The 18,544-nt window shown below is 35.1% G+C and carries 17 protein-coding genes; 5 read left to right on the top strand and 12 right to left on the bottom strand.

What is annotated here, in order from left to right; translation table 11 throughout:
- Positions 1–20: 20 nt before the first annotated feature.
- The 5 genes from B6258_RS05100 to pilL2 are packed head-to-tail and all read right to left on the bottom strand — an operon-like array spanning position 21 to position 4,624.
- Positions 21–761 carry a TIGR03747 family integrating conjugative element membrane protein gene (locus B6258_RS05100; protein ID WP_099074363.1) on the bottom strand — a complete coding sequence of 247 codons (741 nt, stop codon included), beginning with the start codon at positions 759–761 and terminating at the stop codon, positions 21–23.
- Positions 762–775: 14 nt separating this feature from the next.
- Positions 776–2,842 (bottom strand): type IV conjugative transfer system coupling protein TraD, encoded by a 2,067-nt coding sequence (gene traD, locus B6258_RS05095; protein ID WP_099074362.1) that lies wholly within the window; start codon positions 2,840–2,842, stop codon positions 776–778.
- Positions 2,839–3,387, bottom strand: coding sequence for an integrating conjugative element protein (locus tag B6258_RS05090; protein WP_099074361.1), 549 nt, complete (start codon positions 3,385–3,387; stop codon positions 2,839–2,841). The genes traD and B6258_RS05090 overlap by 4 nt, the downstream gene beginning before the upstream one ends.
- The gene (locus B6258_RS05085; RefSeq protein WP_099074360.1) at positions 3,369–4,073 is read right to left on the bottom strand and encodes a TIGR03759 family integrating conjugative element protein; all 705 of its coding nucleotides are present in this window, start codon (positions 4,071–4,073) and stop codon (positions 3,369–3,371) included. The genes B6258_RS05090 and B6258_RS05085 overlap by 19 nt, the downstream gene beginning before the upstream one ends.
- Positions 4,070–4,624 (bottom strand): PFGI-1 class ICE element type IV pilus protein PilL2, encoded by a 555-nt coding sequence (pilL2, locus tag B6258_RS05080; RefSeq protein ID WP_099074359.1) that lies wholly within the window; start codon positions 4,622–4,624, stop codon positions 4,070–4,072. Before pilL2 ends, B6258_RS05085 begins: the two co-directional genes overlap by 4 nt.
- A gap of 438 nt (positions 4,625–5,062) precedes the next feature.
- Between pilL2 and B6258_RS05075 the strand changes: the two genes are divergently transcribed.
- From B6258_RS05075 to B6258_RS05065, 3 genes are all read left to right on the top strand, one after another.
- The gene (locus tag B6258_RS05075) at positions 5,063–6,088 is read left to right on the top strand and encodes a restriction endonuclease (protein ID WP_099074358.1); all 1,026 of its coding nucleotides are present in this window, start codon (positions 5,063–5,065) and stop codon (positions 6,086–6,088) included.
- Positions 6,089–6,366: 278 nt separating this feature from the next.
- Complete coding sequence (locus B6258_RS05070) at positions 6,367–8,124, top strand: ATP-dependent nuclease (RefSeq protein WP_099074357.1); 1,758 nt, start codon at positions 6,367–6,369, stop codon at positions 8,122–8,124.
- A gap of 848 nt (positions 8,125–8,972) precedes the next feature.
- Positions 8,973–10,283 carry a hypothetical protein gene (locus tag B6258_RS05065; protein ID WP_099074356.1) on the top strand — a complete coding sequence of 437 codons (1,311 nt, stop codon included), beginning with the start codon at positions 8,973–8,975 and terminating at the stop codon, positions 10,281–10,283.
- A gap of 148 nt (positions 10,284–10,431) precedes the next feature.
- Here the strand turns inward: B6258_RS05065 and B6258_RS05060 are convergent, their stop codons facing one another.
- On the bottom strand, positions 10,432–10,983 hold the full coding sequence (locus B6258_RS05060; RefSeq protein ID WP_099074355.1) for a recombinase family protein: 552 nt from the start codon (positions 10,981–10,983) through the stop codon (positions 10,432–10,434).
- A 194-nt stretch (positions 10,984–11,177) separates the two neighbouring features.
- Here B6258_RS05060 and B6258_RS05055 point away from each other — a divergent pair, with 194 nt between their 5' ends.
- Complete coding sequence (locus tag B6258_RS05055; protein WP_099074354.1) at positions 11,178–11,528, top strand: type II toxin-antitoxin system RelE/ParE family toxin; 351 nt, start codon at positions 11,178–11,180, stop codon at positions 11,526–11,528.
- A gap of 1 nt (position 11,529) precedes the next feature.
- A complete protein-coding gene (locus tag B6258_RS05050) occupies positions 11,530–11,829 on the top strand; it encodes a helix-turn-helix domain-containing protein (RefSeq protein WP_099074353.1) in 300 nt (99 codons plus the stop codon).
- A 597-nt stretch (positions 11,830–12,426) separates the two neighbouring features.
- On the opposite strand, the gene B6258_RS05045 is transcribed toward B6258_RS05050, so the two are convergent.
- From B6258_RS05045 to B6258_RS05020, 6 genes are all read right to left on the bottom strand, one after another.
- The gene (locus B6258_RS05045; protein ID WP_099074352.1) at positions 12,427–13,629 is read right to left on the bottom strand and encodes an STY4528 family pathogenicity island replication protein; all 1,203 of its coding nucleotides are present in this window, start codon (positions 13,627–13,629) and stop codon (positions 12,427–12,429) included.
- Positions 13,629–14,153: a DUF2857 domain-containing protein gene (locus B6258_RS05040; protein WP_099074351.1), complete on the bottom strand. Its 525-nt coding sequence runs from the start codon at positions 14,151–14,153 to the stop codon at positions 13,629–13,631. Before B6258_RS05040 ends, B6258_RS05045 begins: the two co-directional genes overlap by 1 nt.
- Before the next feature lie 88 nt (positions 14,154–14,241).
- Complete coding sequence (locus B6258_RS05035) at positions 14,242–15,654, bottom strand: ParB family protein (protein WP_099074350.1); 1,413 nt, start codon at positions 15,652–15,654, stop codon at positions 14,242–14,244.
- Positions 15,644–16,996 carry an SPI-7-type island replicative DNA helicase gene (gene dnaB-PI / locus B6258_RS05030; protein ID WP_099074349.1) on the bottom strand — a complete coding sequence of 451 codons (1,353 nt, stop codon included), beginning with the start codon at positions 16,994–16,996 and terminating at the stop codon, positions 15,644–15,646. Before dnaB-PI ends, B6258_RS05035 begins: the two co-directional genes overlap by 11 nt.
- A gap of 96 nt (positions 16,997–17,092) precedes the next feature.
- Positions 17,093–17,971, bottom strand: coding sequence for a ParA family protein (locus B6258_RS05025; RefSeq protein ID WP_099074348.1), 879 nt, complete (start codon positions 17,969–17,971; stop codon positions 17,093–17,095).
- A gap of 293 nt (positions 17,972–18,264) precedes the next feature.
- Positions 18,265–18,544: site-specific integrase (locus B6258_RS05020; RefSeq protein WP_129586845.1), on the bottom strand; the 280-nt coding region annotated here is incomplete at its 5' end.

The following is an 18,544-nucleotide window of genomic DNA, read 5'->3' as shown; positions in this document are numbered from 1 at the left end:
TTAATAAAAAGGAATAATCCCTACAAATACTTTTTAAAGCTCCCTACTGTCACAGAAATAGCGATCCCTATCAATAAGATCGAAGGTAACAACAAGATATTCGGATAAACTGCAAATGGCAGTGATAAATACAATACACAAGGAATATAAATTGCAGGCTTGATTATTCGTTTTGCATGATGATAAAGAAAACTCGATTCATAAGCTGCACCATATCGACGTAAATCACGTCTGACCAAACCATCAACAACGCTGACTATTATCACCAAAATAAACAATGGAATTGATAGCACGAGGATCGTGACTCGCATCATCACTATTTGTAAAACAAAGAATGTCGCGAGTAGATATTGCTCCCCTGCTTGAATCGCTTTTATTGCTCCTACATTAATCCCATCAGTAACACCATTACCCGTTCTTATGGCTGATAATGGTATTTTCAGCAAACTATCCTGCATCCATTGCGAAAAGTCAGTGATCCAATAAATTACTGTTATCAGTGGTGAAGATAAAAATACACTTTGCGTAAAACTTTCAGCAAAATAAGTTCGTTCAATCAGCATAATTTGGTAACTATGTTGTGCTCCCTCTTCCGCCCAAAAGAAAAAAATACCGATATATTCCAATATCAAACTAAACAAAAGTGAAGCCAACAAAACGCCAATAATCTGCCAAGGTATATCCCACAATAATGTGGTGAAAAAACCACGCTTTTTCGGTGATGTAGGCAATGGTGTTGATGATGTATTTATCTGCGACATATCATTTTTCAAATTTACTGATTGGCGAGAATACTATCAGACCACCAGGTATCACTCGTTCTATAATGTTGTCGCATATAATCCACAATTTGATTCATACTCTCAGGCATTAACGGATCCGATTTATCTGAAGGTAATGGCATTCTTAATTTCCAAAGTTGCCCTCCATTTAATAATGCAAAAGCCTGCCCTTTAGGTAGATTAATAATATTTGCTGGCGTGATTAAAGGTGTTCTAACGGTGCTTACTCTATCTTGTGTATTCGAGGTAAAATCACCGCCCATATCAGCATTAGAAATATCGGTTACTCCTGAAATCAACATTTTGGTATACACCTCAACTTCAGGTAATTGTTTCGTCAATAGCTCTGCGGTTTCAGTATGTCGCACTCGCAACATCACCACACTATTAAAATTACCCACAACCTGTGCCGCCTTTGCCACACTCCCCACTCGCGCTTCAATATCAGGTAAAGTCTGCGTATAGGCTGTTACTTCAATTCCTGCACCACCACCTTTGTTGATCAACGGAATAAACTCATCCCCCATCAATTCATTGAATTCATCACAATGTAGACTAATTGATGACTTTTTTTCATCTGCATTTGGTAAACCATCATTAATGCCAAACTTATAAATATGTCCTGCAACACCCACTAAATCAGCAAACATGGCATTTCCTACCGCCGTAGCAATTTCAGGATCAGATAAGGCATCTAATCCCACATACACGATGCCTTTTTTGCGTATCACCTGTAACCAATCAAAAATAGGGCGAGGATCAGAGATATCTGCGTAATCAGGGGAAATTAATTCAGCAATTTTTCCTGAGGTCAGCTTTTCTAATAACGGCAATAAACTTGCCACAATCTTGTCGTAATACTTACTGTCATAACGAACAGAAGAGCGTAAGCTCTCTAATATCGGATCGAATATCGCTTTTCCTTCATTACCATTTAGCACTTGTTCAATCGCAACAACACGCAAGGAACGCCCTTCCATATATCGTGGAATATCACGTTCATCTAATACTTGGGTGAGATTTTCGATGAGTTGCCATAACTCAGGTTTATGCTTTGTTAGCCAATACTCAGCATAGATTTCAAATAATAATTCGATATTATTTACATAACGCTGAATGATACTAAAACTAGGTCGTTTCCCTAACGCAACCAATGCTCTGGCAATAATATTCACAAAGCGCCATGCAAATTCTTTAAATGCAGCACTGCTTCCTTCATGGCTTAATTGACCTGCAATACGCGAGGCAACTTCTGAAATCCGACTAAAACGCCCAACCGCATTATAACGAGCACTGATATCTGGCCATCCAAGGTGAAAAACGTAAAACTCATTATCTCGTCCAGCTCGATGTACTTCGGCATACATTCGCTTTAATAAATCAGCATCACCTTTAGGATCAAAAACAATGGTGACATTACCTCGCTGAATATCTTGAGTGATCAGTAACTCAGCAAAACGTGTTTTACCCACTCGCGTAGTGCCTAGCACCAACATATGCCCCACTCGTTCATTTAAGTTCATAGAAACATTCATCTCTCTTAACTCAATCCCATGTATTGCAGGATTTCCGCCAACGGGAGGTAATGGGCGAACAGGATTAAATATCGAATCGGATGCTAATAATGAACATAGTGAAGGAAAATGATACTCATAGCGTTGTTCAAATTGACGTGCCACACGATACAGCTTAGGTGGGCGAATATATTTAGCAACCTCAGGACGTAACGTATCTAATAATCGTTGTGTGTGCTTTTGTTCCCATAAAAACCCTTTTCCTAAGAAGAGTTGATGATGACTTACAGGAATATTTTGACTCGACATCGCATAACGTTTTAAACGACGAATATTGCGACGATAACGTAAAACGCGACTCCCTTGAATAACTCGCCTTATTGATAAAATAGTAAATCCTGATGCCGTGACATAACTAACAGATGGCGCCAAAGCCACTGCCCAAGGTGCAGTAATACAAAGATAACTTGCACACGCTGTCACGATGGCGGTATTAAACTCAACCGCAGGACGCAATAAGGCTTCAATGACATAACGATCGCTCATTGTTCTAATCCCTTATCTCTGATTAACACAGGATAGTGAGTAAGCCCTAATCTTAGGGCTAAATCACTTCCTGAAACGGGTAATAACGTCAGCCCTTGCGCTAATTCATTTAGTGTATCCCACGCCGTTTCGGTATCAACATTGACCACATAGCCCACTGCATTAAGCTCAATCAGTTGTTCCTTTTTCTCTGTTAACCAACGTCGAGAAAAATCATCATCACCAATTAAAAACAGCGGTGGCATTCCGCTTAAATTTAAAGTTCGGCTAGGTTGATAGCCTGGTGTTAATTCTGGTGTGCTCACAGGCAATAAGCTAACTAGGCTAGGTGTTGACAGTGTCAACACATTGGAAGGAGATGAAACTTTATCTTCGTTATCAGGTGGTGATATAGCTTGAAAATAGTTCTCGGTCGATTGCCCTCCAAAATCAGCAACAACAATTAATTCAGTTTGTTTCGTATTAAGTGGCGGTATTACTTCTGCAAAACAAGGAGATATTCCAACAACGGAAATAAATAAAAAAACTAATCGACTCTTTGCCATCCTTGCGCTCCTTGTTGTAAAACAACTGGCATCATTCCATTGCCATGCTTTAGCCATATCCCGTTATCATGGTTTAACGTGATATGGCGATTTTTTACCTTTTCGATAGGAATATGATGTTTTTTAGCCCAATGTCGTATCACATCATCTTTCCCCGCGCTTCCCACTAAATAGATATCAATGAGTTGATTTTGCTTAATAAGTTTGGCGAGCTTGGCCTCACAAACAGGGCAATTTTCTTTCAAAAATAAAGCCTGACGGCTTTCTCTTATTTCATTTTGAATCGGTAACATTTCAGGATAAAGGCGAAGCCACGCTTGATTCACCTCTCGCTGAAAGGCTAATTCCGCTTCAACACGCTGAAATTCTTGCTTCACCACTAATTCAGCAAAATAACGTCGCTCTTCATAAGTGCGCGCTTCAATGCCTAATAAAGTTAAGGGATCTAAGTTTGGTGAAAACAGCCCTCGTTTCCCCTTTTTTAGCATTTCATAACGTTGCCATTCTTTTTCTGTTAATTTCCATTCTTGAGCATTTTCAGCGAGTAGTGATTGTTCTAATGCTTGTTGTTCGGTTTTTAAAACTTGATGCTGATTTTGAGTCGCCATTCCTCCTGTTGACACTGTCAACACGCTAATCCCCAATAAAACCAGAAATTGAGAGTTCAATATAGGCTGCTTTTTCATTTCAACCCCCTATTCCCTAATGATGTTGAATTTGTGGGTATTTCTGGTGGTAATTGGTAGCCTTCGCGCAATGAATGACAAACAATTCGTTGTACTACATCAATCTCAAGTTGCCATGCAACACCTGCCAATACTTGTAGAGCCTGCTTTAAACGCATAGGCCCTAATTGATGATGTATAACGGGGAGTTTTTGGTTATAGAGCACTTGATTAGAAGGCGTTGTTTTACATAAAGAATATCCCGACGATTGTAAAATATAACGCATTGCATCATTAATAGTGGATTGTTGAGAAGTTGGGATATGAATATCAATCATTTGCTCTAGCGGTTCTCGTTGAACCAGTGTTGGAGATGTATTTATTAATAAATAGCGATCATAACGCACAACTTTTGGTATCGTTGCATAGAGATCGGGCTGTGCTATTTGAGTGTTTTTATTGAGAATAATGGGGTTAGGTTTAGTTTCAAATTGCTGAAGTTTTTCTTTGGGAGTACAAGCCGTTATAAATAACGCAGTGAAACAGATTATAAAGGAAATGGGTTTGTTCATAAGGACTCTCTGTTATAAAGAGTCCGACTTTGATGGATTGTTGGTTAGGGAGCAATGGGGAAGTGTTTTTGGGGAGTGATAATTAAACTCATAAAAAGAAGGCAATTACGATGAGTTACTACTTTTAAATAATAATATTTTTAATAAAAAAAATAATATAAAAATCTTAAAATGAAAAATTAAACAGTTAAATTGAAATTTAAAACCATAATATCCTATTTTAAAAAATAATTAAATTTACATTAAAAATAAAATTAGTATTTTTAAATTATTTTATGTATAAATATAGCTATAGCATTATATATATTTTTATAGGTTACTATTTAGTTTCAATCGATTATTAATTAATAAAAAACCTTATAATATGAAAATATTATTATAAATATAATCTAAAATTTCATAATTAATGTCGTGATATTGAAAATAAAGGCTAGTTATATGAATGAATTAAAACCAACATGGCAGTTATTCGAAGATCTTGTGTGCCGTATTCTAAAAGCTAATAACTTTAAAATCGAAAAAAATGACCTTAGAGGGGACAAAGGGTTTGACCTACTAGCAAATTTAAATGATGAAAACTGGGCTATTGAAGTCAAGTATTACCGCACAGCACGAGCTCAAGCCTCTCTTATAGATGCAGCTGCCACTAGAGTAATAAACAATGGCATAGAAGTTGGAATTTCCAAAGGAATGTTAGTCGTTTCTTGCATTCTCTCCCCCGAATTACGAGAAGCTCTCGAAAATAAATTTAGTATAACTTTTGTTGATCAAACTGACTTAAGAATCTGGTGTAATTTATATCCAGAACTAGCTGAAGAGCTGGATATACTATTAGAAACTAACTTAAATGACACTCTTCCTGCGTACTATTCCTATAAAACAAACAATCCTATTAGAAATAATACTCTTATTCGTGTTTCACTCCCTGACAGCAAAGGTACAGAACTATGTGATAAGCTACAGAACATCAAAAAAGGGAAAATATCATGGAGACAATATGAAAAAGTATGTGAAGAAATTCTCAAGTATTTATTCCCTAACGATCTTCAAGGCTGGCACTCACAAAAAAGAACTGATGATGGTTTAAATCGTTATGATTACATATGTCGCATAAGACCAACAACTGAGTTTTGGAAGTTTGTCATTGATGATCTTAACAGCCGTTATGTACTTTTCGAGTTTAAAAATTATCTAGGGAAAATTAAGCAAGGGCAGATACTCACAACTGAAAAATATCTTTTGGAAAAAGGTCTCAGACGTATGGCAATTATTATGACAAGAACTGGTGCAGAAAAAAATTCAATAGCTATGACGCAGGGTGCTATGAGAGAGCATGGCAAATTAATAATTATCATAAATGACGAAAAAATATGCAAAATGCTTCATATGAAAGAAAGAGGGGAGGATCCAACAGACTATCTTTTTGAAATTATAGATAATTTTTTATTATCACTTCCTAGATAATTTATAAAAAATCAAATATCAATATATTATTTAATATACTAATAAATATGAATTTATAAAATAAGAAAGTACATTTGATCACACTCAAATTTAATAAAATTATAAAAGTGATGGAAAAATAAAATATACAAGATAAATTCAAATATTATTAATATTTTTAATTTTGAAAAAGATGATAATCTTTAACATTCTAATTTTATAAAAACCAACTTCTACATATTAAAAAACAGACATAATAAGATCATTAAATTAAAGGAATCAGGAATCAGGAATCAAAAATGAAAATAGAGAAAATAAATATTAGAAACTGGCGTTCCATCAAAGATCAAGAAATCCATGCTCAAGATTTAATGGTTATAATTGGCCAAAATAATCATGGAAAATCAAATATTTTATCTTCAATATTATTTTTCTTTGGGGAAGTAAAACATCAAGATTTAGATTTCCATAAAGAGGAAACAGTATTATTTGTTGAATTACAATTTAGTGATCTCAATGATGTAGATAAGAGTACATTTAAAAAATATTTAACCTCTGAAGAAAAAATTATCGTAAGAAAAACAGCTTATCTAGGTGGTAGCTTTGAATATCGAGGTTATATTGAAAATCCAGAACAAGAATGGTTACAAGAGGCAAATGCTAGCGCGTATACAAACAGAGAACTGGCAAGTAGCCTTCCGCTTTATTCCTTTGTTCCACAGAATGGTAGAATTACTAAGCAAATTATAATAGATGCACAAATTGAATATATTAAACAAAATAAAAATTCCATAGATTTTAGATTTGAACTAGAGTCGACAAATTTTTTAGGTCTCAAATCGGTTGCAACTGGAATATTCGGCGAAATTTACTTTATTCCAGCAATAAAAGAAGTATCTGATGATTTTACTTCAAAAGAGTCTAGTACCTTTGGAAAAATTTACTCTGATATTGTTAATTCAATGTCTGAAAATAATAGAGAATGGAAAGTCATAAAAGAAAACCTTGGAAATTTATTTTCAACGTTGAATAAAAGAGATAAAGATGGGAATGAAAATCTTAATAGACCTAAACAACTTTCTGATTTTGAAAATGAATTAGCACTAGAATTAGTTTCGTGGGGAACAAGAATTGATATTGAAATTAGTCCACCAGATATTGAAAGTATTTTTAAAACTAATACTCAAGTGTGGGTAAATGATGGTGTAAAAACAGATATAAAACGCAAAGGGCATGGGTTACAAAGAGCTTTAATAATTGCACTAATACAATTAATTGCAAAAAAAACAGCTATATCAGAAAATCAAGTAAATGAAAGTGTTAGAAGCGTTTCAAACTCTAGATATTTCATTTTTGAAGAGCCTGAATTATATCTTCATCCTCAAGCACAACGTGCATTATTTGACTCATTTATAAATTTATCAGAATCTGGGAACCAAGTAATACTCTGTACTCATTCAAGTGGCCTTATTGATGTTGAACGTTACAAATCTATTTATATTGCAGCTAAGGAAAATGATTCAGACGAAACCACAATAAAACAGTGTATTGATGAACTTTTTGAAGGTGATGCAAAAAGAGATTTTAATTTGTCATATTGGATAAATCCAGATAGAGGAGAGCTTTTTTTCGCTAAAAAAGTTATCCTCCTTGAAGGTGCAACTGAAAAAATCATTTTTCCATTACTTGCTAAAAAACTTAATTTATTCCGATACGATTATACACTAATAGATTGTGGTTCTAAGGATAATATTCCTTTATATATTAGACTATTAAATAAATTTAGAATCCCTTATATAGCCATTTATGACAAAGACCATCAAGATTGGAAAAAAGCAGATGCTATAACCTCAGCTAACACCTCCACAAAAAAAATTGAAGAAGCAATTAATGCTAAAATTGGCTCATCTATTATGCTAATAAATGATATTGAAGAAGAATTAGGGTTACCAAAAGGTGGAAGCAGTAAACCATATGTTGCATTAAATCATATCAATTCAGATAATTTTTTAATGACAGACGAAATAAAAAATAAAATTCAAACTATTTATAGCTAATTATTTTTTATAAAAACAAACTCAATAAAAAATATTTACTAATCAAGAGCAGGCATAATGTCTGCTTATCACTTTAATCTATCATATGAAAGATTGTTAGATAAAGATAAGATTAATACTATATAACTAAAACACGAATCATCATGATAAAATAATTTAGATTCAGATAAAAGTTCTCCAACAAAAGATTCTTTTCACTGAAATAAATTAAAGCTATTTCTCTACAAACTGACAGTCTTGATCTGCTTTCCCTTAGTATTTTTAATACACTGAATAAGTTAATTTCATTAAATTTTAATGGAATCATAGTAAATATTTTTGTTTTTGTTTTTGTTTTGAGAAATTTTTTATATAACAAAACAAATATCCTTAATATAAATATTTTAATTTTTTGATTCGGCGCACTTATTAATTAATCAAGCATAAGCTATGCTAAACTCTTCACTGTATGCTTTGAAAGTTAAAATATCTATTTTTTCGATTTTCGCTATATAAATAATGATATGAATGAAAATCATGCCAGAATACCAAGTTTCTAATCAGGCTAAATTTATTATACCTAGAGATAAAACACTACTAAGCTAAACAGCTTATTCTTCTTGAAGAATGAGCAAGTATATTAATCAATGAATACAAATCATGAGAGAAATACTATTTACTCTATTTTAATTATTCAAGTCACATTGATAAAAAATAAAACCATTTATTTTTAAGCTTTAATAGTTTGTATTTTTACATGTTCCATAGTAAATTTTCATATTATTTATGATGTAATATGGTTTAATTACAATTAAGTATTTAATTAAACACTTTTGTGTATAAGCAATTAAAATATTAGGTGAAATAGAATGCTTAAAATAGAAGATATTTTTGGAGTTAGTGGAAAGCAAGTTGGAAGCTACATCGAGCGTGACCATGTTGATGCAAAGCTAATAGATGCATTAAGAACAGAGAAGCAAATTATAGTTTATGGAGCATCTAAACAAGGTAAGACAGCCTTAGTTAAAAAATATATTACTTATGACGATCATATTTTGATTAGCTTATCCCCTACACACACTTTAAAAGATATATATCAATCAATACTTCGAAAATGTAACGTTGTACTCAAAACTTCTTATACAGAAGGTACTGGAGAAAAAAATAAAGCAACTGGTAAAGCATCAATTCAAGGAGCTGTAGCACTAATTGCTAAAGTAAACGCATCTTTCACAATACAAGATGAAAAAAATACAAGCAATACAGAACACTATGATGAAATTGAATTCAATTTAGATCTGCCTGATGATGTTGCGTATTTGATTCATCATATTGGTAGCAAGAAAATAATAATACTTGAAAATTTTCACTATCTTCCTGAGGAAATACAAAGAGCATTTGCTTTTGATCTCCGTACATTTCATGATCTGAAAGTACGATTTATTATATTGGGAGTATGGAAAGAATCTAATCGGCTTACCCAATTCAACGGAGAATTACAAGATAGAATTAGTGAAATACCTGTTGAACCTTGGCTAGATGCCGATTTTAGGAGTATAGCAAAAAAAGGTGGGGATCTTTTAAATATAGACATTACACCTGTGATTATTGAAAAATGTATCTCAAACTCATTCGGAAGTGTAGGTGTTTTTCAAGAATTATTAAAGGGATCATGTATTGCGGATGGTATTCTCACAAAACAAGAAACAACAAAACACTTCATTAATATAGCTGCAGTTAATACTGCAATAGCGATGAAAACGAATGAATATTCTGGACGTCATTTACGAAACCTAGAAACTATGGCTGTTGCAAATAGTGCATCTATAACTAAAGGCAATCCTTTACCATATTTCCTAAATTATTATATTGTAATGCATATCCTTTCCCTAGGATATCATGGGGTAAATGGTGGAATTAGCAAAGAAAACATCCTTCATGCATTAAAACAAGTACATCATAGAAAAGATGAACTAAAAGGACACCAATTAGTTACTGCTTTGAAGAGTCTTACTGGATTGCAGGCTAGTAAAGGAATAACTCCCCCTGTAATTGCGTATGATTCAAATTCTCGACAACTAAAGATTGTAGATTCCACTTTTTACTTCTTTTTAAAAAATTCTGATTTAGAGGAAGTTAAATCAGAGATACCTTGTCCAATGGATGGGATAGATGTATAACGTCAAGTTTAGTTCTTAGCTTACTTTGATTGAGGGTATCAAACTAAATTATTGGCCCTCATCTACTATCCACTTTCCAATAATTTTCCCACTCATAATTACACTAGTATCTAAGTATATAAAAACTATGGTAGGTATAGGGTTACATTTATATTTCTTCATTCAAGATCTTATAGACCGTAGAACGAGCTACTTTCATTTCTTTGGCTATTGCGGTTCCTCCCCACCCACTTCGCTTTAGCTCAATAATTCTTTCGCGATCCACTGAACGCTTACGTCCAAATTTTACCCCTTTAAGCAAAGCTTCTTGCCTGCCCTCATTTGTTCGTTCCAAAATTCTTTGTCTTTCTGCTTCTGCCACTGCGGATAAAATGGTGACCACCATTTTCCCCATTGTTCCTTCTGTGCTTATACCATCATCCAAAAATCGAACAGCTACACCCATTGAGTCAAATTCTTTTATCAACTGAATCATATCCGCGGTATCTCGTCCGAGGCGGTCGAGTTTTTTCACAAGAATAATATCACCACATTCAACTTTAATTTTGAGTAACTGCAATCCATCACGATTAATGTGACTCCCTGATCCTTTATCGCTAAATAAACGGTGCTTTGCCACCCCAGCATCAATTAACGCTTTCTTTTGAATATCGAGAGATTGTTGGCTAGTAGATACCCTTGCATAACCAAATAGGCGCAAAATATGTCTCCTAAGTCATTATCAGACAACAAGTGTCTATTAATTTAAAATATCGAATTAATAGACACTCTTTTTATATTATTTTTAAGTGTCCGAAATATTATAATATAAAAGACATACTATGAATTACTAACATTTGACAATATAACCTATAGGTTATAAGATAAATTATAACTTGGAGATTATAATGTCTTATGTGGGAAATACTAACGAGAGATTTGTTTGATTCTTGGTTTGAAAAACAAGATGAAGAGACACAAATTGAAGTATTGGCGGTGTTAATGATTTTGCGTGAGGATGGCCCTAATCTTGGTCGCCCTCAAGTTGATACACTAAAAGGCTCAAAATATCCGAATATGAAGGAACTGAGAATTCAGGTTGGTGGTCATCCGATTAGAGCATGTTTTGCATTTGACCCCATTCGCCGTGGTATTGTGCTATGTGCTGGTGATAAAAAAGGGAAAGATGAAACTCGTTTCTATAAGAAATTAATCAAAATAGCCGACGCTGAATATACTGCGCATCTATTAGAGCAGGAGAAATAACATGTCCACTTTAGATAAACTACTTGCAAAACAATCACCCGAAGCACTGGCAAAAATTGAAGCCCGAGCAGAAGAAATTCGCCGTGAAATAACGTTGGCTAAAATTCGTGAGGAACTGAACCTTTCTCAAACGGAGCTGGCTCAATCACTAGGCGTTTCACAACCCTCTATTGCTAAGCTTGAAAATGTTGATAACGATCCTAAGCTTTCAACACTGAAACGCTACATTAAAGCTTTAGGTGGTGAACTTTCTATCGATGTGACGTTACCGAACGGTAAGCGCATTGGGCTACATCTTTAACGACATATTTAATTGATATAAAGAATTACGTAGAAGATATCACAATATTTTTTGCCTAGATGAGCTGGGAAATAAAGGTTATTCAACCTCTAGACTACATGATGGTCTTGGTGTGATAGCGGGCTTGCTTCTTAGCTTTCTGAAATCGCTGAAGCAATTCGTTCTTTTGAGCTTTGATAGCACCATAGTCAACATTTTCGTTTTTCTTTTTAGATATTTGTTTGTATAACAAAACAAGCCTCCTCATGAACATTTAAATTTTTTAATTCAGCGTTTCTATTAATTAATGGGGAAATAGAAAGATGATGGTTTCTATCTTGCCAAAAGATAAGTCTATAAATAACACACCTTTAATTATTATTATAAATAATATATATAAACCAATTAAAACATAAAGATACCGACAACAAACCCATTCATTACATATAAATTCCACATCGAAAGCAATAATAAAAAAACCTAAAAATAAGAAAAATTGAAAATATATAACAATAATAAATTTATTTTTAAATAATGAATTAAACCGTTTTCTTTAAAATACTGTTTATCATCATGACTCTTTTTTCTCACATGTTGACACTGTCAACACTCCTCCACCTACCTAAAATACGCATCCCTAAGTTCAGCCATAATACCTGACACATACTCTCTTCTTGCGCGTTTAATCACTCTTTTTTCTACCGCTAATACGGTTTCAGGAGACTTTGGCTGTAGTTTTTCCAATGGCTTATCGGTAACGCTGTTACCCAAATTAAATCGCCCCTCTCGAGCGCGTTTTAGATTGGCTAACAGGTACGCAGTGGGATTTCTGACTGTTATTTTTTTCATTCTATCGGCTAAATCATCAAGGAGCCGTTGCCCTAGTCCATCAGGTAATGCCTTGAGTTGTCTCTCTAGCATCATTTTATCCTCTGGATTGAGTCGTTCAGTGACTTGAGTTGACCAAAGTAGCGTTGAGTTTGTTGCTGTATACGTATCTTTTACACTCTGTGTAAAACTACGTACGTAACGGTTCGATTTTCGAACTGGGTCGCAATCCCTTGATTTACGGCTTAGTTCGGAAATCGAACTCGGTATTTGAGTGGTGTTTTTATTACCCAGTTCGGTTTCCGAACTAGGAGTTTTTGAACTAAGTTCGATTTTAGAAGAGGTTATTTTCTTCTGCTTTTCCGTCACCATTTGTTGTGGTGTTTGTGGTGATGATAAACGCGCTTCAATAAGAGCGACACGAGCATGTCGGTGACGCATTCGTTTCTCGGTTTTGATACTTTGTAAAACAGCAATTGCTGTTAAGCGTACTGTTTTATTGCTGTGGCTACATGCTTGAGCCACCGTATCAAGCCAACTGGGATCAAAATATTCACACTCAAACACACCTAATGGCTCATCATGCTGAGCATAAATATTACCTCGAATACGCCCTGATTTATCTCTGACTCTTTTGCATAAACTTAGCCAGCCGGTTAATCGCAACATCAACAAGGCTCTACTGATTGTTTCTCGGGATGCTTTATCAGAATGAGGCAATGCAAGTTGGCTTTGTAACTCATCATAGGTTGGGAAAATAGCGCCCTCATTTTGTTGAGCATAAACTCTGATCATGACCCAAGCCATTTTATCTAATGGCGATAATCGGCTATCTAAAAATAGCCGACGAGGAATAGCATCATGCACATTGCCTAAAAATAGCAATCCACTTTGCTCATTACTCATATCACCTGATTGCGCCTTTTGCTCAATCCGATCCTGCATCTTTGCTAGTGTTTGTTGAATAATATTATCGACCGGCATAGTTGCCATTAAATAGCACTCCACTCTTTAGTTAATGACCAGACGACAGCAAGCGGAATTTTTTGTTGCTCAGCAATATCCATCATCACTTCTAATGCCTCTAATGAATCAATATTTTGGATTTGTGCTATTTTCCATTGTTGCCATATCAATAATTCTTGTTCTTCCGTTGGATTGATATTGCGTCCCTGTTTAGCAACAATGCCTACCAATCGACGTCGAGAACTCACCTCAATCGCAGTAAGCCCAAAAAAGTGCTGCATTAACTCTATAGAACCCTGCAATGCCAATGCTCGATTAATATATTTGATCCGTTTTTGCTCTTGGCGAGCTTGCTTCAACATTGTGTTAAGATTGCAATGATTGATATTTAACGTCAAAAATGGAACCGGGGTATTCACCAAATAATAGAGATCTTCTACCGTCAATTTATCAAGCGCTTGGATCTCATCCAGTGTTAGCCCCATTGATTCAATGTGACGAATTTTTCCTGCTTTTAGTTTCATCACGATTTCCGTTAATAGTGCATTCATTGCGTTATTCCTCCATAAATCATCGTAATATTGATCGTCCAAACAACTAAACATAACAACACAATCAGCCTTGATACTATTGGTTGATTCATTCATTTATCTCAGCAGAATTTTGTCGTTGTAATTCACGTAATCGTCGAATAATCCTGATTAATCGCAGAAATTTCATCGAGTAAGCATCATCAAACAACGGCTCACCAAGTAAGTTCTCATTTCCTATTAATGCGTCCATAAATGGCACTAAAGTTGTATTAGATTCATCACCACTTAAAGCGACAAAGAGTCCATTTTGAGCATTGTGTGAAAGCGAAAACCCTGCACTTACGGCTGACTTATTTTCTTGAATGGTAGATTCAACACCCATCACTTCAGAGAGCTCAAAGGCTAAACGAAAAGCAATATCTTGAAGATGTTCAATATCATCGTGTAATGCAGAGATATGCCAGACATCTGTGACAGACTCTAATTCGTTTACAACTGACATAACTTGAGATTGAGACTCTTGTTTTATCTTTCGTTTTTTAGCTTTCAATTTTTCAGTTTGCTGAATAGGCAGGTTTTCTTGGTGATAATCATCCTTAATTGACGGAGATATAATCTCTAAAGAAGGACTCTGCATTTTAGGCGATAGCTCAATCAACCAATTATCATAAGTAATCGAAGGATCAGGAATAACCTCTAATAATGAGGTAATCAAATCATCTTTTAGAAGTTCTATTGAGTAATATTCAGCATTATCAAAAGAGTGACAAACTCGCCCAAAAACATCATTAAAGTTTTGCTCTGGTGATATTTTTGTTTTTTGAGTAAAGGTGTTCCATGCTTTTTCAGTTAAGTTGCGTAAAGCTATTAACTGCGTAATTTGAGGTCTTCCCATCCCTAAGTTCAGTAAATTGGGGATCCAAGGATAAAGATACTCAATTGTGACAAACATTCGACTGATATTGGAGTGATGAACCGGATATCCCGTATTTTTGAGAAGTTCTGATAGCTCCCTCTGACTAACTTGACGACCTAACTGTTCCTCGTAAATTGTATGTGTTTTCTTTATGCCAAATGCTTTATCAATAAATGATAACTCTCCACGAATATCATTTTCAGCAAGGTGCCCAATCATGCATTGCAATCGACCAGGCCACGGTTTCACAATACATTGAAGCGAATGAAAACGTTCATCCCCTGTTTCAGCATAAAGCTCTGTCAAAATGGCATAACGTGTATTGCCCCCATCACTAAAAATATAAATATCGTCAGTACAATCAGGATCCTTGGTGACTTTAGGAACAGAATCTAAACCACGAGCACGAATTGAAGCTTTAATATCATCATATTTAGGATTACGTGAAGTGCGTGGATTATCGGGATTAGGACGAAGTTGCTCTAAGGTCAACACCATCGGTATTTCACTTACCGTTAATACATTTTTTGATGCTAACTGTTTAGGTGCTCTACCCCGTTGAAGCATTTTTTCATCTAAAGAAATTACTTTTTCAGCTTGCATAATGCCCACTCAATCTATCTTCAAAACGTGTAATATTTGCCTGATATTGCACTTTTATCGTACCGATAGGGCCATTACGTTGCTTCCCTAAAATAATTTCAGCGCTCCCTTTTTCTGCACTATCAGGGTAATAAATTTCATCTCGATAAATAAACATGATCAAATCAGCATCTTGTTCTAATGCACCTGAATCACGTAAATCACCATTGTTAGGACGTTTATCAGCTCTATTCTCTAATGAGCGATTAAGTTGAGAAAGGGCAACAACGGGGCATCCCATTTCTTTAGCTAATGCTTTAAGGGAACGAGAAATTTCGGCGATTTCTTGAGTGCGGTTTTCTTGATTTGGGCACCGCATAAGCTGTAAATAATCAATTAAAATAAGAGAGGGATAACCATATTTACGAATATTTTTTCTGACTCTAGAGCGCAATATTGTTGGTGTCATATAACTTGAATCATCAATAATTAATCGCTCTTTCCATTCATCAAGTAATACATTCATTGCGTTGCTGGTTTGTGCCCAGTCTTCATCTTGCATATTGCCATTACGCAAATGTTGTAAAGGTATTCGCCCTAACATGGATGTAAAGCGCATTAATAACTGCGTGGTTGGCATTTCTAAACTATAAATTTGTACCGTTTTATCAACACATTCATTCAATGCACTTTCACAGAAAGTGAGTCCTAGCGCGGTTTTTCCCATTGATGGACGACCTGCCAATAAAATTAAATCACCAGATTGGAAACCACAGGTCATATCATTTAATTCCTCAAATCCCGTCGGTGTTCCCGTGATCAGATTTTCATTGCTACAACGTTGCTCTAGTTCATTGAGAAAGGTTTCAATTGATGAAGGAAGATCCACATTGCCATCTAAACGTTGTTGCTCAGTAATATTAAAAATACGTTGTTCTGCTTGTTCTAACAGTCCAGATAAATCACTACTCACATCACTCGCTTGAGTGACAAGTTCATATCCTAATGCCAGCAATTGACGCTTTTGGCTGTAATTGGCGACATGTTCTGCATACGCCACAATGTTGGCTGAGCTAGGTGTATTTTTAGAAAGTTCCGCAAGATAACCAAAACCACCACATTGATTTAAAATAGATTGCTGTTCCATTGATTCAGTTAATGTAATCAAATCAACAGGTTGATTTTGCTGAAATAATGACTGTATTGCAGAGAAAATAATTTTATGAGGGCGAGAGTAAAAATAGTCCGCAGAAATAATCGATGAAATATCATCCCAACGTTCATTATCAAGAATGAGTCCACCTAATATAGCTTGCTCAGCATTTATAGAATGGGGAGGTAATGTCTGTTTTTGATTACTCATTATTATCTCCCATTACATTGAATATATGTGATGCATTAAATAAATCATTACCTCGACACAGGGAGTTCGGCATCTTCAGTATTACGCAATAAAATTTCACGATACATACCCCTTTGGTTGGTGTTTCAAAACCAAATCGAAACGCGCTTTCCATTGAGGGAATAATTCACAAGCAAAGTTATGCATTGCTTGTGCAGCTGGTAAACTTTTGCGATCTGTTTGATATTCGAGACGATGTGCTGGTTGCCCTTTGCTATGACCTAATTTATAAATATCGAGATCATAAACTTGGGTTTGCAGTAATGAGATAGGTGGGATTTTTTCTTTACTGTATGAGCTGTTATGAATAATCGCAGTTAGTGCTTGAAGGGCTTTTCTTGCTAATACTGTATAATCCATACAATTAATCAGAATTTTCATCGGTGGCAATTCAATGCCAAAACCTTGATACGGTAACAGTTCTTCCATTAGTGTTACCGTTCCCCGCAAAAACTCGCGAACATCGGGTAGCACAGGCTTAACCATCGCGACAGCAATATGGTTAGTTGCGAGTAACACTAGCTCAAGCATAATAGAACGAGCACCTTGTGAATCGATAATAATCACATCATAAGCAGTAAAAAGTGGGTGTTGTAATAGATTACGCAGACGAATTCGGCCATCAGGGGCATGCATCATGGCCATTTTTAATTGTTCATGAGGATCATTAGAGATAATAAGATCGAGATTACGAATACACGTATGACAGATTAATCGTTCTGGGTGATTAAGATCCACTGTTTGCATCAGTAGTTCATAGAGACCACAAGGTGCCTCATAAAGTAAAGAGTAATAACTAGAAGCTGTTGGCTGTGCGTAATCCGCATCAATAAGCAGAGTTTTTAACCCTGCATCAGCACATATTCCTGCAAGATTTGCGGAATGAGTGGATTTGCCTTCCCCACCTTTTGTAGAAATAACTGAAATTACATGCATATAAGTCACCTGAATTTAATTCAGATAACCTACTCTTGTTTATGCTTTATCTTGAAAATCCCCGTGTCCTTGGTTCGATTCCGAGTTCGGGCACCATCTTTCATTTGTTCGTCAGTGAGTTAAATTACTGAGAGGGCAAACAAGAGTTGAAAAATATAATTTGGCACTGTCACTTTATGTTGAAACTCTTAAACTAAACAGTCTTGTTCATACCAAGGCTGTTTTTTTTATTTGTAACTTTTACTTTCTTTCCTAATCACTGTCAAATCTTGATACTCCCCCTGTTATTTTCATCACATCAATTCTGCTTCTAATATATCTCGCAAGTTATCAACACTTTCATCAATGTATTCTAATGTCGATGTAATGCTGGCATGACCCAATAGCCTTTTCACAACATAAAGATTACGTTCTGGTGATTGCATCATATGCGTTGCGACAGTATGTCGAAAGCGATGTGGTGATATAATAAAGTTACATTCTGCTGATAAACGTTTGAAAAATGAGCGTAATGGATATTCTCCCATTATCTTGGGATGTTTCTTTCTTTTCATTAAATCAAACCATCCAACA

The organism is Proteus alimentorum (assembly GCF_002607735.1).
Classification (GTDB): domain Bacteria; phylum Pseudomonadota; class Gammaproteobacteria; order Enterobacterales; family Enterobacteriaceae; genus Proteus; species Proteus alimentorum.
This window is presented reverse-complemented; position numbering and strand designations above follow the sequence as displayed.

Excerpts from the sequence above, each read along its gene's own strand:
- B6258_RS05100 (WP_099074363.1), bottom strand. The coding sequence starts at position 761 with ATGTCGCAGATAAATACATCATCAACACCATTGCCTACATCACCGAAA.
- traD (WP_099074362.1), bottom strand. The coding sequence starts at position 2,842 with ATGAGCGATCGTTATGTCATTGAAGCCTTATTGCGTCCTGCGGTTGAG.
- B6258_RS05070 (WP_099074357.1), top strand. The coding sequence starts at position 6,367 with ATGAAAATAGAGAAAATAAATATTAGAAACTGGCGTTCCATCAAAGAT.
- B6258_RS05090 (WP_099074361.1), bottom strand. The coding sequence starts at position 3,387 with ATGGCAAAGAGTCGATTAGTTTTTTTATTTATTTCCGTTGTTGGAATA.
- B6258_RS05035 (WP_099074350.1), bottom strand. The coding sequence starts at position 15,654 with ATGCAAGCTGAAAAAGTAATTTCTTTAGATGAAAAAATGCTTCAACGG.
- dnaB-PI (WP_099074349.1), bottom strand. The coding sequence starts at position 16,996 with ATGAGTAATCAAAAACAGACATTACCTCCCCATTCTATAAATGCTGAG.
- B6258_RS05055 (WP_099074354.1), top strand. The coding sequence starts at position 11,178 with ATGTGGGAAATACTAACGAGAGATTTGTTTGATTCTTGGTTTGAAAAA.
- B6258_RS05045 (WP_099074352.1), bottom strand. The coding sequence starts at position 13,629 with ATGGCAACTATGCCGGTCGATAATATTATTCAACAAACACTAGCAAAG.
- B6258_RS05075 (WP_099074358.1), top strand. The coding sequence starts at position 5,063 with ATGAATGAATTAAAACCAACATGGCAGTTATTCGAAGATCTTGTGTGC.
- B6258_RS05085 (WP_099074360.1), bottom strand. The coding sequence starts at position 4,073 with ATGAAAAAGCAGCCTATATTGAACTCTCAATTTCTGGTTTTATTGGGG.
- B6258_RS05050 (WP_099074353.1), top strand. The coding sequence starts at position 11,530 with ATGTCCACTTTAGATAAACTACTTGCAAAACAATCACCCGAAGCACTG.
- pilL2 (WP_099074359.1), bottom strand. The coding sequence starts at position 4,624 with ATGAACAAACCCATTTCCTTTATAATCTGTTTCACTGCGTTATTTATA.
- B6258_RS05025 (WP_099074348.1), bottom strand. The coding sequence starts at position 17,971 with ATGCATGTAATTTCAGTTATTTCTACAAAAGGTGGGGAAGGCAAATCC.
- B6258_RS05065 (WP_099074356.1), top strand. The coding sequence starts at position 8,973 with ATGCTTAAAATAGAAGATATTTTTGGAGTTAGTGGAAAGCAAGTTGGA.
- B6258_RS05040 (WP_099074351.1), bottom strand. The coding sequence starts at position 14,153 with ATGAATGCACTATTAACGGAAATCGTGATGAAACTAAAAGCAGGAAAA.